This is a genomic window from Polynucleobacter sp. MWH-UH19D, assembly GCF_040409795.1.
GTDB lineage: Bacteria > Pseudomonadota > Gammaproteobacteria > Burkholderiales > Burkholderiaceae > Polynucleobacter.
The window spans coordinates 177322-196222 of the sequence record NZ_CP099571.1; the positions used below are offsets into that span (position 1 = coordinate 177322).

Sequence of the window (18901 nt, forward strand, 5' to 3'; positions counted from 1 at the left end):
TTGGACTATGACTGTTAATTTACCTCTCCCTCAAAAAGCTGATTTGAAGCCTGTAAAAGGCTTTGCCATGGGTATCGCAGAAGCTGGCATTAAGAAGGCTAATCGTAAAGATTTGCTTGTGATGACACTTGCACCGGGATCTCAAGTGGCTGGCGTGTTTACCTTAAATCGATTCTGCGCCGCCCCTGTTCAAGTTTGTCGTAAGCATTTAGCCGAGGATGGTGCCAAAGGTGAGATACGGGCGTTGGTGGTCAATACGGGTAATGCCAATGCAGGTACTGGAGAGCAGGGCATGAAACATGCACTGGAAACTTGCCAAGCTCTAGCCAAAGAATTAAAGCTTAACCCCGAGCAGATTTTGCCATTTTCAACAGGCGTGATCTTAGAGTCATTACCTATTCAGAAAATTATTAGTGCGCTACCTAGAGCGGTTGCTAATCTTGGTGAGGATCATTGGTTTGATGCTGCTGAAGCCATCATGACTACGGATACGCAGCCAAAAGCAAGTTCTTTAACCATTCAAACTCCAGCTGGGCCAGTAGTGCTAACGGGTATCTGTAAAGGCGCCGGCATGATTCATCCCAATATGGCAACCATGCTTGGCTTTATTGCAACGGATGCAGGTTTTGCTCCGGGATTGTTGACGGAGCTCACACGCGAAGTAGCAGATCTTTCATTTAATGCCATCACGATTGATGGCGATACATCTACGAATGATTCCTTCATCATCATGGCGACAGGCCAGTCATCGGTCAAGATTCAGTCGGCAAGCGATCCAAGTTATGCGCTCGTTCGTGATGCCTTGATTAGTCTTGCTAGAAAATTAGCTCAAATGATTGTGCGAGATGGTGAAGGCGCAACAAAATTTATGACGATCGAAGTGCTCGGTGGTAAAACTCCAGAAGAGTGTCGATTAGTTGCTAAGGCAGTTGCACATTCACCTTTGGTAAAAACTGCATTCTTTGCAAGCGATCCAAACTTAGGTCGAATATTGGCTGCGATTGGTTATGCTGGCATTCAGGACCTAGATGTCAATCGTGTCCAGATGTGGCTTGGTGATGTTTGGGTTGCTAAGAATGGTGGACGAAACCCTGAGTATCAAGAGGCTGATGGTCAGCGAGTAATGCAGGCTCCTGAAATTACAGTGAAGATTAATTTGGGTCGTGGCGATGCATCCCAAACGATTTGGACATGTGATTTATCGCATGACTATGTGTCCATTAACGCTGACTATCGCTCCTAAGCGGAACTGATTAAATGAATGAAAAACTAGAGCGTCTTTTAGAGCACCTTGAGACTTTTTTGCCGAAGCCGCTAACTGAAGAGCAGTGGCAATCATCTGCTGCGTTTAGATGGCGTCGTCGCGATAGTATCTTTGGCAGCATTGGCTTTCTACAACCGGTCAAACATGTTGCAGATATTACGTTTGAAGATCTACAGAACATTGATCGTCAACGTGATGCGATCCGAGACAACACAAAAAATTTCATACAAAAAAAGCCAGCAAATAATATTTTGCTAACCGGTGCAAGGGGTACCGGAAAGTCTTCTCTCATTAAAGCCAGTCTGCATGAGTTTGCTAGTCAAGGCTTACGTTTAGTAGAGGTAGAGAAAGAGCATTTAGCGGATCTCGCCGATATCACCGAGCTTCTCGCGGATCGCCCTGAGCGTTTCATCATTTTTTGTGATGATCTGTCATTTGAGGATGGGGAGTCAGGTTACAAAGCTATGAAATCCGCTTTGGATGGTTCCGTGTCAGCGCAAGTAGACAATATCCTGATCTACGCTACTTCAAATCGTCGCCATTTGCTGCCAGAGTATATGAAGGATAACGAAGGGTATGTTCATAGTGACGATGGCGAAATTCATCCGGGTGAAGTGGTTGAAGAAAAAATTTCTCTGTCAGAACGATTTGGTTTATGGCTTTCTTTTTATCCACCAAAGCAAGATGAATACCTTGCAATTGTCGCGCATTGGTTGGCACACTTTGGTTTGAGCGCTTCACAAATCGAGGCAGCTCGATCAGAAGCTCTAGTCTGGGCCTTAGAGCGTGGCTCACGTTCTGGTCGTGTGGCTTGGCAGTTCGCAAAACATTGGGCCGGCTCCCACGCATAAAGCGAATCTTTTGAAGCCAGTAGATCGTCCTATCACTGAAGTGGCTGCAGGCATCTTAATTGATGAGTCTGGTCGTTATCTTCTAGGTCAGCGACCTGAGGGAAAGCCTTATGCGGGTTACTGGGAAGTGCCAGGAGGGAAAATCGAAAAAGGAGAGTCTGTTTTTCAGGCCTTAAAGCGAGAGCTTCATGAAGAGCTAGGAATTGACATTCAATCTAGCGAAGAGTTGACAGTTCTTGAGCATGATTACCCTCATGCATATGTACGTTTGCATGTCAGCATTATTCGAAGATGGAGTGGCACCCCTAAGGGCTGCGAAGGGCAGGCTTTATCTTGGGAGACTTTAGGTGCTGAGAAGCCCTCAGTTGAGCCTTTACTGCCAGCCGCTTGGCCAATGCTAGAAAGACTGAGAGAGTTGTTGAATTAAAACTGACAGAGTGTCAGCTTAAAAGGAACATCTTTATTAGCAGGCTGTGGTTTTTTATCTCGATCGGCTTGCATGAAGCGAATTGAGAGTAGATATTTATTGGCGCTGATTTCTGAAAAGAGTGCATCATCTTCAACAGCGATGCGCATGAGTTGATAGACTTTTCCAGAAGGTGCTTGTTGAAAAGAGCCGTTATGCGCCACCACATCTTTTGCTTCGCCCGACTGACGGAGTAGGCGTAAAAATAATTGACAGGCATCCTGCCAAGGTAGCAAAGGAGCAATGTAACTTTCTAAAAGTTTACGTCGCTCAGTTGATGGACTATTTTTCCAGGCGTGATAACTAGGCAAATCAATCGGACTTGTTCCGCCAGGAATATTCAGACGAGTGCGAATACCATTGAGCCATTCGCTTTCAGAAATCATGGAATTTGGTCTGCCAGCTGATTGATTAATCTTGGAGGCAACCATGTCAATCTCGCCTAGAGTTTGCGCAAGAGCTTGCTGATCAACCTTTTGCGAAGACTTTAATCCGCTTAATGCAAATTTTTGTCGCTCAAATTCTTTTAAGAGCAAGGATTTGATATCGCCACGCGCGCCAATATCACCAAGATCAAACAAAATGGCAATGGCATTGTGATGTAACTCAGGATCATCTGACCGTGTGAAATGATTAAAGCGGGCGAACAAATACTCCAGTCGAAGCATGCTTCGAACTAATTCATTGAAGGGGTATTCGTAGACAATCACAAGCCCATATTTTATGACGAACTGTGTCAGCCCCCCTGAATTTGAAGGATTTTTTGGTTTAGTTGATTTACTTCCTCGGTCAACTGGCTCAGGCTGCCCTGATTTTCAATAACGAAATCAGCTTGAGCCAAACGACCCTCTCGGGAGGCTTGGGTTTGAAGAATTTTTTCAACTTCAGCCCTAGATAAATTGCTGCGCTGCATTACCCTGCTAATTTGGGTCTCTACGGGACAGTCAACCACAGCCAAACGGTCAATTAGGGGCAGCCAGCTACCAGATTCAAGCAAAAGTGGAACGACAAAAACAATGTAGGGAACGCCATTTTTAGCCATCTGGAAGGCTTGCGCAATCGTTTCTTGGCGTATTAACGGATGGGTAATGCCCTCTAGTGCTTTTTTGGCTTCTGGTTTAGAAAATACCAGGGTACGCATCTTATTTCGATCTAGAGCGCCATTGGCATCAATGTAATCTACCCCAAAATGCTCTCGAATTGGTTCAATTGCAGAGCCATTGGGTGCGGTGATTTGATGGGCGATGATATCGGTATCAATAATTCCTGCACCTAATTTAGCCAGTAAATCGCTAACAGCCGTTTTCCCAGATCCAATGCCGCCAGTAAGACCAATTAGGGGAATAACTCCCTTGAGCGCACTTAAGTTGGGCTGCTCAGTAAGAGGGCTTGTAGATGTTGTGGCCATAAGAGTTCAATAATGCCAGCAAAAACAAGAAAAGGGCCAAACGGAAAGGCGGACCTTAGGGCTTGTCTTTGGTAGCGTAGCCAAAGTGATCCTCCAATAAGGCCACTGATACAGGCGATCAGAAGAATGTTGGGTAAGGCGCCAATTCCAAGCCATGCACCGAGTGCCGATAGTAGTTTTGCATCCCCCAAGCCAATGCCATGTTGTTTCTTGCATAAGAAATACAGTTTATCTAGCGCCCACAGGACTGCAAAGCCAGTGAGTGCGCCCAAAAGGCTTGCCACAGGACTGGTTAATCCCGTGTGTGGTGGTGAGCCTATGACATTGAAAACGATGCCAATAGCCATCATCGGAATCGTGATGGTATTTGGCAATTGAAAAGAACGTAAATCAATATAGGCCAACAACAGGAGTGTAATGATGAGTGCAATCTTGACTATCACTAAGTAGGTCAATTCATCCATTAAACAATTTGCCCCAAATGAAATATTGGTAGGTATAAAACGATAACAAGACCGCCAATAATGATTCCAATTAAGATGATTAGCAAGGGTTCTAAGGTCTGACCTAGATTGTTTAATTGTTTGCTTAACAGGTCACTGAGTGTATTGGCACGTTTGCTAAGCATGTTAGCTAGCAGGCCACTCTCACTAGAAATATGCAACAGTTGCAGGGTTTCGAAATCAAAGAAACGATTTTGCGGATCTGCTTTTTGCAAGGCTTCCCCAAATGGCCAGCCCCGAGTGATGTGCTTGAAAATCTCGGCGCTAAGGTCGTGACTGGTCCAATGATTCGAAGACTCGGCGGTAACTCTTAGTGCATCTGGAAGAGGTAAACCAGATTCCAGTAAATGACCCAAGGTGCGACACCAGTATTGCAGTGCTGCAATACGGAGTAGCTTTCCTAATAATGGAGCCCGAAGTAACCATAGATCACATTTCTTTTGGAGCTGAGGGTATTTATTCCAGCCGATGAGAAAAGCAAGCACACAAGCAAGAAAGCAAATACTCATTACAAGAAAGTGACTGTGAATAATGGTGGATATCTGAATTAGGACCCTAGTAGGCATAGGAAGGTCGGCCTGAAAATTTTCAAAGACCTCTTTAAAAACAGGGATGACCCAGAGCATCATGACAATGAGTAATAAAAAACAAGATGTCAATGTGGTGATTGGATAAGTGAGCGCTTGTCTAATTTTTTGCTTGAGTTGAATTTGGGACTCTAGTTGTTGATTAATGATTTTGAGAGCTAGTTGCATATCGCCTGTCCTTTCGCTAACGCGAATAAGGTTGATCAGCTCTACAGAGAACAGGTTTCTTTGACTTGCTAGACTTTGAGAAAAGCTATTGCCTTTCTTGAGTTGTATTTGAATTTCTTGAAGCCATAGCTGTGAGTCTGTATCAGCGCTCGACTGAATAAGTTGCACGGCATTTAGAAGAGGTAAACCAGCATTCAGTAGAGTTAATAGCTGTTCTGAAAATGCCAACTGAGATTGAGCACTTAGCGCCACGAGTAAACTTCCGCGTTCAATGAGGCTTGGTCTATTAATCCTGAGTTGATGTAGTGCTGTCCAGCTTCGATCATGCTGACATATGTCAAAGAAGCATCTAAAACTTGCTCAACGCTTAACACTTCATGAATACCAATGCGACCAGAATACCCTCTTCCATGACAGGCTGTACACAGCTCAAGATTTTGATTGGAATGCTGGTTGAGTAATGAATCTTTGCAAGATACACAGCACGTTCTGACAAGACGCTGTGAGCTAACGCATAACAAGCAAGACTCAAGCAGCTCTTGCTCAATACCTAAGCTGTGCAATCTTGGTAAGACGCTTCTTGCATCGCGTGTATGCAAAGTACTGAGAACCAGATGTCCAGTTTGCGCTGCTTGAATTGCTAAATTTGCAGTGGCACTATCTCTAATTTCACCAATCATGATGATATCGGGATCTTGACGTAACAGGGCTTTGATAATGGTTGAGAACACAAGACCTGCGCGTGGGTGGTAGGCCACTTGATTGACGCCTGGTAAGCGAATCTCAATAGGGTCTTCAATGCTACACAGATTGCGGTGCGTCTGGTTTAGTTGATTCAGGCAGCTATAGAGGGTGCGGGTTTTGCCGCTACCAGTAGGGCCCGTTACGAGAATCAATCCATTTGCCTGGGCAATCGCAGTTTGTAATAAATGTAACTGCTCAGGTAATAAACCGATTTTATTAAGGTCAAGTTCTTCAATTTGACTATGTAAGATACGAATAACAGCTTTCTCACCATAAAGTGTTGGCAGTAAAGAGACGCGGCAATCAATTTGGGGATTTGAAAAATCCAAGCCAATACATAGTCGCCCATCTTGTGGGATGCGTTTCTCCGCAATATCTAGGCGCGCTAGTATCTTGATGCGGGTAATCAGTCGTTCATGAAATTCGATTGGGTATTCATATTGCGTTTGCAATAATCCATCGACTCGAATACGCACAAGACTACTTAGTGGGCGAGCCTCAATGTGGATATCACTTGCCTTGGCATGAAGCGCATTTTCTACGATCTCTTGCCAGGTGTGAATAATGAAAGATTCATCATGAATACCGATCAAACTAAATCTTGATCAAGATTGGGTCGGTAAAGTTTGACTGTTTTTACGCCTTGGTCGTCAAACTGAACAATTTCCATAACGATCCCACCAATTTTGATGCTGACATCATGATCTGGAATAGCCTCTAGCTTTTCGAGAATAAGACCATTTAAGGTGCGTGGACCTTCAAGTGGAAGGTTTAAATTTAATAATCGATTGAGGTCTCTTAGCGATGCTCCACCGCTTGCCAGATAGGTGCCATCTGCTAGCCAGTGAGGGTCTGTAGAGAGGTGTGAAAACGAGGTGGTGAATTCACCAATTAATTCTTCTACGATATCTTCAAAAGTCACTAAACCTAAAACCTCACCATACTCATTGACCACTAAACTAAGGCGTTGTTGGTTGTCTTGGAAAAATTGCATTTGCTGTAATACTGGCGTGCCACTCGGAATGAAATAGGGCTCGTTTAAAAGGGAGCGAAAGTCCTCGTGTTTCAAGACAGAGTCACCTAGTAATGACAGAGCTTTTTTAACAGAGAGGATGCCAACAATCCTCTCAGAATCGCCATCACAAACTGGTAATTTATTGTGATAGCAAGTTTCTAATTGCTGAACCACCTCATCAATGGGTCTGGAAAGGTCAAGCACTTCAATTTTTGACCTTGGGGTCATTACATCATCAACAGTAATGTTCTCTAGATTAAATAAATTCAGCAAAATATTGCGGTGATGGTTTGACACAAAGCGGTTTGATTCCAGGACTAAGCTGCGCAATTCTTCTTTACTCATTGTTCTACTATCAGAGGACGATTGCAGGCCTGAGACTTTCATTAATCCAGATACAAAACTATTGATTAGCCATAAGAGTGGGGTAAAGATAAATGTGAGTGGCAGAATTAGCCAGCCGACATTGGAAGCAATCTTTTCTGGAAAAGCAGCCCCAATCACTTTTGGTGTGATCTCGCTGAACACAATGATGAGTAAAGCAACCACAAGGGTCGCAATTGATAGAACAAGCCCGCTCTCACCAAATAGATGTAAAGCAATGCCAGTGACAAGAATGGGAAGAATGGTATTGATCAAATTATTCGAGATCAGTAATACCGAGAGCAAGGAATCAATTCGTTTAAGGAGTTTTTCGGCTAGGGCTGCTCCTGAATTTCCGCCATTGGCCATCGCTCGCAGTCGATGGCGATTGGAGGAAAGCATGCTAGTTTCGGCCATTGAGAAAAAGCCAGAAAGCGCAAGTAAAAACAAGACTAAAGCAGCCTGACTATAGAGTGGCCAAGCGTCAAAAAAGTTATCCATCTGTTTGCCTATGTAAATACAGGATGATTCAATATAGCAAAGTGAGGTGTCGCAGGCTATAGATCAAACTTGGTGAATTGCCTTCCTCTTTGCTGAAATTGTGTGAGAATCTTTCTGATGCCCCAGACAAAAGACTCCTTAATTGCAAAAAGCGCAAATTATTGCGTGATTGAGGCACCTTTTGGTCGATTGGGTATTGCAACTGAATTGGTGGACGGCAGCCTGATGTTGTCAAAAATTGACTATCTTCCGGTCACTAAGCCTTTGTTATCACCTCAGAATGCATTGGCTAAAGAGGTGGCTAAACAGTGCAAGGCGTATTTTAAAGACCCAAATTATCAATTTGATTTGCCAATGAAGCGATCTGGAACGGCACATCAACAAAAAGTTTGGCAAAGTATTCGGAAGATTCCGCCTGGAGAAGCCAGAACCTATGGTGAGATTGCAGGTGCAATTAAGAGTGGACCGCGTGCAGTAGGGACTGCGTGTGGTGCAAATCCTTTTCCATTAATCACACCCTGTCATCGAGTAGTTTCAGCCCAAGGTATCGGCGGCTTTATGAAAGAAAATACCCCCGGTCTTTATCGACAAATTAAAACTTGGCTACTCAAGCACGAGGGAGTGCTTTAAGCTCTGGCAAATTTTCTCAGAACTTTCGATGAGTAGTAGAAAAAACTTTTCATCAAGAGATCGCTATGAACAGCAAGACCAGTAAAAGTGTAAAAAGTCATTACCGTTCTTCTAGATAATTTCACTTCACTCTGATGATTAAATTTGGTGCGCTTAGCAATTTTGCTCAGTGTCATGACCGCTAGGCCAAAGGCTAGAAAACAGAAGCGGCGTATTCCGCTATCTTGTTTTGGAATCAGCAGAATGTATTGCATTGAATCTTGTAGTTTTTCATAAGCAATACGCAAGAGATCTGACTGGCTTATATCGGCAGGCTTCCAAGAAACTCCTCGAGCCTGATCCTCTGGAGAGTCTTTAAGGATGTTGGTCATTTGTAGTGCTTGACCAAAAGCAATTGCCAATCCTTCTCTAGCTTGAAGGCTTTTGGCAAATGCGGCGGAGTGATTGCTAAAAATCGTTGTTAAGAGTTCCCCGACGACCCCGGCAACAACATAACAATATTTTTCAAATTCTTTGAGGTCATTAAGTCCGGCTTGTGTTTGCTTGCCATGAAAATAAGACATCCCCTCTGACATAATGGCGACGCATTTACTGACTGCCACTTGATCTTCTTGAGAGCAGGTATGCAAAATTCTGAGAACAGTTGGGGTGTGGGCGATGAGATCGAGTTCATCGAGATTGCCATAATCTCGTAGTGCTAAGAGGCAGGCGTTGACGAAATCCTGTGTGGGTAAACGCTCTTGCACGCAATCTATAAATAATTTGGAGAGCTCTTGTTTCTTACTGACGCTTAAATTGGCTGCGTCTTCAATGGTATCGACAATGCGGCAAAGTAAGTAAGTGTTACCTACTACTTTTTCAATTGGTTCTGGAAGAAGGGGGATGGTGAGCGCGAAGGTTCTGGATACCGACCGCAAAATGGTCTTTTGGTATGCCAGATCTTCGGCTTGGGTGTTGGTAAGGCTTGATGTAGGCGATTGCACCCACCAATTATGTCAGACACGGCGCCAATAAATTATGGCTGCAATTCCTTACTGACAAAAGTGACATAGCCATATAATTCCATCAAATTCTTGAGGAGAAATCTGACGTGCTAATTTGGTTCGTCATCATCTACTGGGTGGTTTCTGTGGGCATCGGCTTATGGGCGGCTTTGCGCGTTAAAAACACTGCTGATTTTGCTGCAGCAGGACACAGCCTCCCAATGCCAATAGTGACGGCTACAGTTTTCGCAACCTGGTTTGGATCCGAGACAGTTTTGGGGATACCAGCAACCTTTTTAAAAGAGGGGTTGGGTGGCGTAGTTTCTGATCCCTTTGGATCTTCTCTTTGTTTAATTTTGGTTGGCCTATTTTTTGCTCGGCATCTGTACAACAGACGAATGCTAACGATTGGTGATTTCTTTCGAGAAAAGTATGGTCGTACTGTTGAAGTTCTGGTGACGCTTTGTATTGTTGTCTCATATTTGGGTTGGGTAGCCGCTCAGATCAAAGCCCTTGGTTTGGTTTTTAGTGTGGTTTCTGAGGGCAGTATTTCTCAAGCGGGTGGCATGATGATTGGCGCCGCCAGCGTTTTAATCTATACCTTGTTTGGTGGTATGTGGTCGGTAGCTATTACTGACTTTATTCAGATGATCATCATTGTGATTGGCATGTTGTATATCGGCGGTGAGATGACAGTCCAAACTGGTGGAATCAGTTCTGTAATTGAGCATGCTGCGGCAGCTGGGCAATTCAGCAATTTTTGGCCGGATATGAATTTGGCATCAATTCTGGGATTTGTCGCTGCGCTTTGCACCATGATGTTAGGCTCTATTCCTCAGCAGGATGTATTCCAAAGAATTACCTCAAGTAAAAATGTGAATATCGCAGTCAATGCGGCAATTTTAGGTGGCGTGCTCTATTTTATTTTTGCTTTTGTGCCGATGTACTTGGCGTATTCAGCAACCTTGATTAGTCCGGACTTGGTGAAGCAGTATCTCACTACTGACCCCCAAATGATTTTGCCGAAACTAATTTTGAATCATGCTCCCCTTATCGCGCAGGTGATGTTCTTTGGCGCTTTACTTTCTGCGATTAAGAGCTGTGCTAGTGCCACACTTTTAGCCCCATCTGTTACTTTTGCTGAAAATATTGTTCGAGGCTTTTTTAAGCATCTATCTGATCATGCGCTACTAAAAATTATGAGAATCACAGTGCTGTGCTTTGCCTTGGTCGTGACATTCTTTGCAGTAAATTCTGAGCTCTCTATTTTCAAAATGGTGGAAAGTGCCTACAAGGTGACCTTAGTGGCCGCATTTGTACCCTTAGCATTTGGGGTTTATTGGTCCAAAGCCAATTCTTTGGGGGGATTGCTAGCGGTAGTTGGTGGGTTGACCATTTGGATTAGCTGCGAAATTTTGGCGCCCAATGCAATCATGCCCCCTCAGTTAGCTGGATTATTGGCTAGTATTGCTGGCATGATTTTGGGCAGTTTGGTTCCAAAAGACGAGCTTAAAGCGGTTTAAAGCAATAAATTTGCAATAGCTGCTTAAAAAATAAGCAATTAAATTTGTTGCACCGCAAAACATTCACATTAAAATATCTTTAATTCAAAATTTTTATTCTTGTGGAGTTCCTATGAAAATTTGTGTGATCGGGGGAGGTGGCGCCATTGGCGGCTATCTGGCTGTCATGTTGGCCCGAGCGGGCAATGATGTGACAGTGGTTGCGCGTGGCGCAACACTTGCGGCAATTAAAGAGCGTGGTTTGGCGTTGATTATGGATGATCAGCCAGAGCCTTTGGTGGCCCAAGTAAAGGCAGTAGAAAAAATTCGGGATGCCGAGACTCCTGACGTTGTTATTTTGGCGGTCAAGGCGCATCAGGTAGAGCCAATCATTGATGATTTGGCTGCCATCATGGGCCCAGAAACCATCTTGATTCCAATGCAAAATGGAATTCCGTGGTGGTATTTCCAAAAGCTCGGTGGTGAGTATCAAGATCATTCGGTTGAAACGGTCGATGCTGGTGGACTTGCTAAAAAGGCAATTAATCCGAACAACATTATTGGTTGCGTTGTTTATCCGGCTACTTTTACACAAGCTCCAGGTGTGATTCGTCACGTGGAAGGTAATCGCTTCCCATTGGGCGAGCTGGATGGCAAGACAACGGATCGCATTCAGAAGATGTCTGAAATGATGACTGCCGCAGGGTTTAAATCGCCAATTTTGGACGACATTCGTTCTGAGATTTGGTTAAAACTCTGGGGAAATATGACCTTCAATCCAATCAGCTCGCTGACACACGGAACGCTTGAAGGCATCTGTCAATATCCATTGACTAAAGAGTTGGCGCGCAACATGATGGCCGAAGCACAAACGATCGCCGAAAAGTTGGGGGTTACTTTCCGTGTTGATATTGAGCGCCGTATTGCTGGTGCCGAAAAGGTTGGCAGACACAAAACATCCATGTTGCAAGATCTAGAGGCTGGTCGTAGTTTGGAGATTGATGCGCTCTTAGGATCGGTTATTGAATTAGGTCGCATTACTCAGACTCCAACGCCTTGTCTGAATACTGTTTTTGCTTTGACCAAATATTTGGATGAAAACGTACAGGCCTCTAAAGGTAGTTTGGCCTTGCCTTCAGTATCTGGTTACTAAAAATTATTTGATGTAATTTAAGTAATTTTTTTGTGCGGCAAACAAAAAGCCCTTGCTAAAACGCAAGGGCTTTTGCATTGTTGATGTAGATGCGTGTTTATTCGAAACGATTATCGAGTCTACCGACGCCATCAATAATGATGCTGACATTGCTACCAGGTTTCATAGATCCGACGCCTACAGAGGTGCCACAAGCAATGATGTCGCCAGCTTCAAGTGGAACATCTTGTGAAATCAGGCTAATCAATTTAGCGGGCGGGAAGATCATGTCTGCAACTGGATAATTTTGACGTTCTTGATCGTTCAAAATAGTCTTGATGGTGAGCTTGCTGGGGTCAACATCCGTAGTGATGTAAGGGCCAAATACACCAAAGGTATTAAAGCTCTTTGAACGAGTCCATTGAGCATAACCAGGATCGCGATTCAGAATTTCAATTGCAGTGACATCGTTGATGCAGGTGTACCCGAAAATCGCTTTTGCAGCTTCAGATTCATCTACTTCATGAATGCGTTTACCAATCACAATTCCTAATTCACCTTCGTAAACCACTTTTCCTGAATAAGATTTTGGTGTGCGAATCACTTGATTGGCTGCCAAGAATGAATTATTGCCTTTTAAGAAATACAAAGGTTCAGCAGGCACTGCATGCTCTAGCTTGGTAACAAGCGCATGAAAGTTATCGACCATCGCCACCATCTTCGAGGGGGTGCAAGGAATATCGATGGTGACATTTGCTAACGGGAGTGTTTCACCAGTAGCTTGTGGATTGTTGAACAAATCTCCAGAGTACACAGCGATTTGGTCGCCCTGAACTCTCCCTAATCCACTTTTGCCTTGATGCTGAAATCTGAGCCATTGAGCCATAATGTTTTCCTATAAGTTAAATATTTAATAGGCGATATCTTACAGGGTGGGCTGATGACTAAAGTCTCTGAACTAGTTTTTGCACCAGAATGGGATCAACCAGTTCGCTATATTGAACGTACTCGTAACTATTACTTGGGCTTGGGTTATGGCAATCCATATGTGTGGGCACATTACACGGAAGTTCCATTTAGCCCACTTAAGAAACCATTAAATCAATCGGTTCTGGCGTTAATTACGACTGCAGTTCCTTATGACGCAGAAAAAGGCGATCAAGGGCCTGGCGCATCCTATAACGCTGCCGCAAAATTTTATAAGCCGTATCAATGCTCTATCGATAAAGATGCTGACCTTCGTATTGCACACGTTGGTATTGATCGCAAAAACGCCAATATGGAAGATAGTCACTGTTGGTTTCCTTTGGGGGCTGCCAAGCAAGCAAAAAATACGGGCAGAATTGCTTCTCTATCGCCGCACTTTTATGGCTTACCCACCAATCGAAGCCAGCGACATACTTTAGAGATAGATGCTCCCATGATTTTGGAGATGTTGCGTGCTGATCATGTTGACGTAGCGGTATTAATTCCAAATTGCCCTATTTGTCATCAGAGTCAAAGTTTGTTGGCACGTTTTTTAGAGGCAGAAGGAATTTCTACGGTGGTGATGGGCGCTGCCAAAGATATCGTTGAATATTGTGGCGTGCCTAGATTTTTATTCAGCGATTTTCCCCTAGGAAATGCTGCAGCTAAGCCACATGACCCCTCATCTCGGCAGCTTAATTTTGAATTAGCTTTGCGTCTTTTAGAGGCTGCGCCAGCACCCAGAACAACCATGCAATCACCTTTGATTTGGTCTGCTGACCCGAGCTGGAAACTAGACTATTCAAATCTTGAGAGGCTCTCAAAAGAGGAGCTTACGCGACTGCGCGAAGAGGCTGAGCAGGCTCGCATTACTGCCCGTGAACTGCGCATGAAGAGCGTTGGGTCTTAAGTTTGTCTAGTGAGCGAGTAAACACACAGATCGCGTAGGGCGATAGTTGCATCATTGCTTGGAAAATCTTGAATACATTGCAATGCTAAGTCTGCTTCACGTTTAGCAGCAGTTTGCGTGTAATCAAGTGCACCAGAGTTTTGTACCGCACTTAAGATTTGCGTAAAAACGTCTTCTGGTAGATCTTGGTTTTGTTCAATTGCTGCGCGCACTAAGAGTTGCTCTGCATGCGTACCATTTTCAAGCAAATAAATTAATGGCAGAGTGGGTTTGCCCTCGCGCAAATCATCACCTGCATTCTTACCCATTTGAGCTGCGTTAGCGGTGTAGTCCAATAGGTCATCCATTAATTGAAAGGCGGTACCAATGTGCCTGCCAAATGCCGCCGCCTGTTCTCGTTGCGCATCACTGGCTTGCGCCAAAATTGCTCCGAGTTCAGTTGATGCCTCAAATAGTTTGGCAGTTTTGTAACGAATTACCTGCAGATAGCTTGCTTCGTCTACTTCAGGGTCGTTCATATTGAGCAATTGCAAGACTTCACCTTCGGCAATCGTATTGGTCGCATCAGACAGAATTTGCATGACGCGAAGATCGTTAGGACCAACCATCATTTGAAATGCTCTGGAATACAAAAAATCACCCACTAAAACGCTGGCTGCGTTGCCGAAGGCGGCATTGGCAGTTTCGCGACCGCGCCTGAGAGTGGACTCATCCACTACGTCATCGTGGAGGAGGGTGGCTGTATGGATAAATTCAACTACGGCAGCCATTTCTAGGGTGTGGGGCGTAGGTTTGCCGTTAGCCAAAGCTTTGGCAATTAACAGCAATAAAGCTGGCCTTACCCGCTTTCCACCGGCCTGAATGATGTAGGTAGAAATTTGGTCAATCAAGGCCACTTTTGAGGCTAAACGATCACGAATTACCTGGTCTAAGTCCTTGAATTCTAAGGAAACTGGTGCCAGGATTTGGCTTAGGTCATTGGTTTTGACAGTGCTCGTCATGCAAGATATAATAATCGGCTTAGCTTATCCAGGGTGGATTAGCTTAAATGTAGATATTAATTGAGGTTTCAAACCATGTACGCGGTCATAAAAACCGGTGGCAAACAGTATAAAGTTGCTGCTGGCGAAAAATTGAAAATAGAACAGATACCAGCGGAAATCGGCAGCGAAATCACTCTTGACCAAGTCCTCGCCGTTGGCGAAGGCGCTTCACTGAAATTAGGTGATCCATTGGTTAATGGTGCAGCTGTGATGGCCACTGTCGTCTCCCAAGGACGTCACGATAAAGTGACAATCTTTAAGATGCGCCGTCGCAAGCATTATCAAAAGCACCAAGGTCATCGTCAGAATTTCACTGAAATTTTGATCAACACGATTAAAGCCTAATTCAGGGTAGGAGAAAGATATGGCACAGAAAAAAGGCGGCGGATCAACACGAAATGGCCGCGACTCAGAATCGAAACGCCTAGGCGTAAAGGTTTACGGCGGCGAGCATATTAATGCTGGCAGCATCATTGTTCGTCAACGTGGCACACGTGTTCATCCAGGTGCAAACGTTGGTATTGGTAAGGATCACACTTTGTTCGCCTTGATTGACGGCCAAGTGGAATTTGGCGTTAAGGGCGCTTTGAAGAAGGCCCAAGTTTCAGTATTGCCTCGTTCATAAGGCGCCTGACTGAGACACGTTTGATTCAGATTTATTCCGAATTTAACTCTTAGGAACAGGCCTCGCTAAGCGAGGCCTTTTTTATTCATGAAATTCATAGACGAAGCGCGTATTGAAGTGATAGCTGGCCAAGGTGGTGCCGGTAGTGCTTCTATGCGCCGAGAAAAGTTCATCGAGTTTGGCGGTCCCGATGGCGGTGACGGCGGAAAGGGTGGTAGCGTCTGGGCTATTGCCGATCGCAATATCAATACCTTAATTGATTACCGTTATGCCAAAACGCATACCGCAAAAAATGGTGAGCCTGGCCGTGGTGCAGATTGCTATGGTCGAGCAGGTGACGATATTGAGTTGCGTATGCCAGTTGGCACCATCATTACTGATTACGAAACGGGTGAACCAATTGCGGATTTAACTACGCATGGCGAGCGCCTATGTTTGGCGCAAGGTGGTGTTGGTGGTTGGGGCAATATTCATTTTAAGAGTAGTACCAATCGTGCACCACGCCAGAAGACTAATGGCAAACCTGGTGAGCGTCGCAAGCTCAAGCTTGAATTAAAGGTCTTGGCTGATGTTGGTCTTTTGGGAATGCCCAATGCAGGTAAGTCGACATTGATTACTGCAGTATCCAATGCGCGTCCAAAAATTGCTGACTATCCATTTACTACTTTGCATCCTAATTTAGGTGTGGTGCGGGTTGGTAGTGAACGTAGCTTTGTGATTGCCGACATTCCTGGTTTGATCGAAGGTGCCGCCGAGGGTGCTGGCTTAGGCCATCGTTTCTTGCGTCACTTACAGCGCACCGGCGTGCTTTTGCATTTAGTAGACCTTGCCCCTTTTGATGAGAATGTTGACCCAGTGGCGGATGCAAATGCTATTGTGAATGAGTTACGCAAATACGATGAAGCTCTAGTCGAGAAACCACGCTGGCTTGTATTAAATAAGGTCGACATGATTCCTGAAGAGGATCGCAAGAAAGTGGTTGCCGACTTTGTGAAAAAGTTTAAGTGGACCGGCCCAGTTTTTGAGATTTCTGCTTTAACAGGTATGGGTTGCGAGAAGCTTTGTTATGCGTTGCAGGATTACTTGGACTCCGTACGACGTGATCGTGATGATGCAGAAGAGCGTGCCGCTGACCCACGATATCAGGGGCAGAGTGAAGAACATAGTTCGGATAAAACGCCTGACTAAATTAACCAAACTAATGAAGTATCTTTATTTGTTATGAGTCTGAAGCAAACAAAACGGATAGTTGTCAAAGTGGGGTCTAGCCTTGTTACAAATAATGGCGAAGGCTTAGATCATGCCGCTATTGCTAATTGGGCAGGGCAGATTGCGGAGTTGTTAAAGGCTGGCCATGAAGTATTGATGGTGAGCTCGGGCGCGATTGCGGAAGGTATGCAGCGCCTAGGTTGGGCTAAGCGTCCACAAGAGATTCATCAGTTGCAAGCAGCCGCAGCCGTTGGTCAAATGGGTTTGATACAGGTTTATGAAAGCTGTTTTGCGCAATTCCAATTACGTAGCGCGCAGATCTTGTTAACTAATGCAGACTTGGCGCATGCTGAACGCAACGCTAATGCTAAAGGCACTTTAGATACATTATTGAAGTTGGGCGTTGTTCCTATCATTAACGAAAACGATACAGTCGTTACTGACGAGATTAAGTTTGGTGACAACGATAGCTTGGCTGCTTTGGTAAGTAATTTAGTTCATGCAGACCTATTGGTGATCTTGACCGATCAAGGCGGTTTATTTACTGCGGATCCACGCCAGAATCCTGATGCCACTCTATTAAGTGATGCTACTGCTGGCGACCCTGCTCTAGAGAAAATGGCTGGTGGCGCGGGTAGCCAACTGAGCAAGGGTGGAATGTTGACTAAAGTGCTAGCTGCAAAGATTGCAGTTCAGACAGGTACATCAACCATAATCGCTTCTGGCCGTGAGTCAAGTGTTCTTACTCGCCTGATGGCTGGTGAGAAGATTGGCACTTATTTAAGCGCAAAATAGCCTTAAGCCCTAAATAGATTTAAGTACTTTTACTATTTCTACTCAACACCAAATGAGTTGGTTGGTTTAGTTCCTCCAGTAAATCTGCTGGCTCCATATCCATTTGGATTAAGTGCCTGAACAACCGTCTTAATATTTTTTTCTTGTGTGTTGAAGTTGCAGAAAGCGCCCTGCGCTAGAGATGCTTGGTAGCGATTAGGTACATTGCTTTGTATGGATTTCCAGCTTGAGAGTGGATTTTCTCTCCATGATCCGTTCTCCAGTGTGCCATAGAGGCGCCATTGGAAAGAATCGCAACGAATACCTTCATATTGAGCTTGTTGGCCACCGCTGGGGTTGGTCATTACAACGATATAGCGTGTTACGCCATCAGCTCCGATCGAGATGGAATCAGTGTCAACCGCAAACTTAAAAATCGTTTGTTGAGAAACGTAAAAGGGAGTGAGCGTTGTTGGGTTGGGTGGGTTTGCGGGCATCTTGGTGACGCCCTCCTTAAACACCATTGGCGCAAATGGATCTAAGCCACTTTCTATTGGATCACCAGCACAAGCCAATAGAGATAAAGCAAAACAAATACAAATCAGTATTTGGCTAATGCGTTGAAAGAGTGAACTCATCATTTTTGTTTATTTGATTTAGTAGATTCTTTGGAGTGGTCGTCACTCTTGGAGTAAAAGGATTGGAAGATATCGAGCGGCGTTCCCCAGGCGAGTTGCTGCATGCGAACTCCTTTGGCGAGGTAGCGTGCTAACTCGGAGAGAGCAAGTTGATAGACCTCGCGCTTAAAGCCGATGACAGCATCAAGTTGAATCCAAAACGGCACCCAACGCCATGCATCAAATTCAGGATGCTCAGTTGCACGCAAATGTATGTCGCTATCTAGACCAACAAAGCGCAGTAAAAACCAAATTTGTTTTTGACCTCGATATGCAGCGCGGTGAACACGAGTGGCATGTTGGCGGCGTAAATATTCCTCAGGGACGTCATAGCGAAGCCAGTCCCTAGTTCGTCCAATAATTTGGACATGTTCCGGTAGCAAGCCAACCTCTTCGTGCAATTCGCGGTACATCGCTTGTTCAGGGCTTTCGCCATGAGCTATCCCACCCTGTGGGAACTGCCACGAATGCTGCCCAACGCGTTTTCCCCAGAAAACCTCGTTACGGCTGTTAAGGAGGACAATGCCGACATTGGGTCTATACCCTTCACGGTCAAGCATGATCGCGCCCCAAATCCTTT

General features: G+C 44.8%; 21 protein-coding genes and 1 pseudogene. 11 read left to right on the forward strand and 11 right to left on the reverse strand.

Annotated features, from left to right (window positions below; all coding sequences use genetic code 11):
- Nucleotides 1–7: 7 nt before the first annotated feature.
- The 3 genes from argJ to NHB34_RS00965 are packed head-to-tail and all read left to right on the forward strand — an operon-like array spanning nucleotide 8 to nucleotide 2542.
- Nucleotides 8–1243, forward strand: coding sequence for a bifunctional glutamate N-acetyltransferase/amino-acid acetyltransferase ArgJ (gene argJ / locus NHB34_RS00955; protein WP_353427695.1), 1236 nt, complete (start codon nucleotides 8–10; stop codon nucleotides 1241–1243).
- 14 nt (nucleotides 1244–1257) lie between these two features.
- Nucleotides 1258–2115, forward strand: a complete 858-nt coding sequence (locus NHB34_RS00960) for an ATP-binding protein (RefSeq protein ID WP_353427696.1) — start codon at nucleotides 1258–1260, stop codon at nucleotides 2113–2115.
- A 10-nt stretch (nucleotides 2116–2125) separates the two neighbouring features.
- Nucleotides 2126–2542 (forward strand): NUDIX domain-containing protein, encoded by a 417-nt coding sequence (locus NHB34_RS00965; RefSeq protein ID WP_353427697.1) that lies wholly within the window; start codon nucleotides 2126–2128, stop codon nucleotides 2540–2542.
- Here NHB34_RS00965 and zapD read toward each other — a convergent pair.
- The 6 genes from zapD to NHB34_RS00995 are packed head-to-tail and all read right to left on the reverse strand — an operon-like array spanning nucleotide 2539 to nucleotide 7870.
- Nucleotides 2539–3291 (reverse strand): cell division protein ZapD, encoded by a 753-nt coding sequence (gene zapD, locus NHB34_RS00970; protein WP_353427698.1) that lies wholly within the window; start codon nucleotides 3289–3291, stop codon nucleotides 2539–2541. The genes NHB34_RS00965 and zapD overlap by 4 nt on opposite strands.
- Before the next feature lie 26 nt (nucleotides 3292–3317).
- On the reverse strand, nucleotides 3318–3926 hold the full coding sequence (gene coaE / locus NHB34_RS00975; RefSeq protein ID WP_353428517.1) for a dephospho-CoA kinase: 609 nt from the start codon (nucleotides 3924–3926) through the stop codon (nucleotides 3318–3320).
- 17 nt (nucleotides 3927–3943) lie between these two features.
- Nucleotides 3944–4453: an A24 family peptidase gene (locus NHB34_RS00980; protein ID WP_353427699.1), complete on the reverse strand. Its 510-nt coding sequence runs from the start codon at nucleotides 4451–4453 to the stop codon at nucleotides 3944–3946.
- Nucleotides 4453–5499 carry a type II secretion system F family protein gene (locus tag NHB34_RS00985; RefSeq protein ID WP_353427700.1) on the reverse strand — a complete coding sequence of 349 codons (1047 nt, stop codon included), beginning with the start codon at nucleotides 5497–5499 and terminating at the stop codon, nucleotides 4453–4455. The genes NHB34_RS00980 and NHB34_RS00985 overlap by 1 nt, the downstream gene beginning before the upstream one ends.
- On the reverse strand, nucleotides 5490–6584 hold the full coding sequence (locus NHB34_RS00990; RefSeq protein WP_353427701.1) for a GspE/PulE family protein: 1095 nt from the start codon (nucleotides 6582–6584) through the stop codon (nucleotides 5490–5492). Before NHB34_RS00990 ends, NHB34_RS00985 begins: the two co-directional genes overlap by 10 nt.
- Nucleotides 6581–7870: a CNNM domain-containing protein gene (locus NHB34_RS00995; protein ID WP_353427702.1), complete on the reverse strand. Its 1290-nt coding sequence runs from the start codon at nucleotides 7868–7870 to the stop codon at nucleotides 6581–6583. The genes NHB34_RS00990 and NHB34_RS00995 overlap by 4 nt, the downstream gene beginning before the upstream one ends.
- 117 nt (nucleotides 7871–7987) lie before the next feature.
- Between NHB34_RS00995 and NHB34_RS01000 the strand changes: the two genes are divergently transcribed.
- Nucleotides 7988–8500: a methylated-DNA--[protein]-cysteine S-methyltransferase gene (locus NHB34_RS01000; protein WP_353427703.1), complete on the forward strand. Its 513-nt coding sequence runs from the start codon at nucleotides 7988–7990 to the stop codon at nucleotides 8498–8500.
- Here NHB34_RS01000 and NHB34_RS01005 read toward each other — a convergent pair.
- The gene (locus tag NHB34_RS01005) at nucleotides 8497–9483 is read right to left on the reverse strand and encodes a phytoene/squalene synthase family protein (RefSeq protein ID WP_353427705.1); all 987 of its coding nucleotides are present in this window, start codon (nucleotides 9481–9483) and stop codon (nucleotides 8497–8499) included. The genes NHB34_RS01000 and NHB34_RS01005 overlap by 4 nt on opposite strands.
- A 107-nt stretch (nucleotides 9484–9590) precedes the next feature.
- On the opposite strand from NHB34_RS01005, the gene NHB34_RS01010 reads away from it, so the two are divergent.
- Both NHB34_RS01010 and NHB34_RS01015 read left to right on the forward strand, forming a co-directional pair.
- On the forward strand, nucleotides 9591–11006 hold the full coding sequence (locus NHB34_RS01010) for a sodium:solute symporter family protein (RefSeq protein WP_353427706.1): 1416 nt from the start codon (nucleotides 9591–9593) through the stop codon (nucleotides 11004–11006).
- 112 nt (nucleotides 11007–11118) lie between these two features.
- Nucleotides 11119–12138, forward strand: coding sequence for a 2-dehydropantoate 2-reductase (locus tag NHB34_RS01015; RefSeq protein ID WP_353427707.1), 1020 nt, complete (start codon nucleotides 11119–11121; stop codon nucleotides 12136–12138).
- 97 nt (nucleotides 12139–12235) lie between these two features.
- Here NHB34_RS01015 and NHB34_RS01020 read toward each other — a convergent pair whose 3' ends face one another.
- Nucleotides 12236–13003 (reverse strand): fumarylacetoacetate hydrolase family protein, encoded by a 768-nt coding sequence (locus NHB34_RS01020; RefSeq protein ID WP_353427708.1) that lies wholly within the window; start codon nucleotides 13001–13003, stop codon nucleotides 12236–12238.
- 54 nt (nucleotides 13004–13057) lie between these two features.
- Here NHB34_RS01020 and NHB34_RS01025 point away from each other — a divergent pair, with 54 nt between their 5' ends.
- Nucleotides 13058–13993, forward strand: coding sequence for a glycine/sarcosine/betaine reductase selenoprotein B family protein (locus NHB34_RS01025; RefSeq protein ID WP_353427709.1), 936 nt, complete (start codon nucleotides 13058–13060; stop codon nucleotides 13991–13993).
- Here the strand turns inward: NHB34_RS01025 and NHB34_RS01030 are convergent.
- On the reverse strand, nucleotides 13990–14994 hold the full coding sequence (locus NHB34_RS01030) for a polyprenyl synthetase family protein (protein ID WP_353427711.1): 1005 nt from the start codon (nucleotides 14992–14994) through the stop codon (nucleotides 13990–13992). The two genes, NHB34_RS01025 and NHB34_RS01030, sit on opposite strands and share 4 nt — an antisense overlap.
- Before the next feature lie 75 nt (nucleotides 14995–15069).
- On the opposite strand from NHB34_RS01030, the gene rplU reads away from it, so the two are divergent.
- From rplU to proB, 4 genes and pseudogenes are all read left to right on the forward strand, one after another.
- Entirely contained in the window at nucleotides 15070–15381 is a 312-nt protein-coding gene (gene rplU / locus NHB34_RS01035; protein WP_011902040.1) for a 50S ribosomal protein L21, read from the forward strand.
- Between the two features lie 19 nt (nucleotides 15382–15400).
- Nucleotides 15401–15661 carry a 50S ribosomal protein L27 gene (gene rpmA, locus NHB34_RS01040; protein WP_114639550.1) on the forward strand — a complete coding sequence of 87 codons (261 nt, stop codon included), beginning with the start codon at nucleotides 15401–15403 and terminating at the stop codon, nucleotides 15659–15661.
- Nucleotides 15662–15748: 87 nt separating this feature from the next.
- Nucleotides 15749–16849, forward strand: a complete 1101-nt coding sequence (gene obgE, locus NHB34_RS01045; protein ID WP_353427713.1) for a GTPase ObgE — start codon at nucleotides 15749–15751, stop codon at nucleotides 16847–16849.
- Nucleotides 16850–16882: 33 nt separating this feature from the next.
- A pseudogene (gene proB, locus NHB34_RS01050) lies at nucleotides 16883–17662 on the forward strand (glutamate 5-kinase); the annotation flags it as partial.
- Between the two features lie 41 nt (nucleotides 17663–17703).
- Here the strand turns inward: proB and NHB34_RS01055 are convergent.
- Nucleotides 17704–18282 carry a CNP1-like family protein gene (locus tag NHB34_RS01055; RefSeq protein WP_353427714.1) on the reverse strand — a complete coding sequence of 193 codons (579 nt, stop codon included), beginning with the start codon at nucleotides 18280–18282 and terminating at the stop codon, nucleotides 17704–17706.
- Entirely contained in the window at nucleotides 18282–18881 is a 600-nt protein-coding gene (locus NHB34_RS01060; protein ID WP_353427715.1) for an RNA pyrophosphohydrolase, read from the reverse strand. The genes NHB34_RS01055 and NHB34_RS01060 overlap by 1 nt, the downstream gene beginning before the upstream one ends.
- Nucleotides 18882–18901 lie beyond the last annotated feature (20 nt).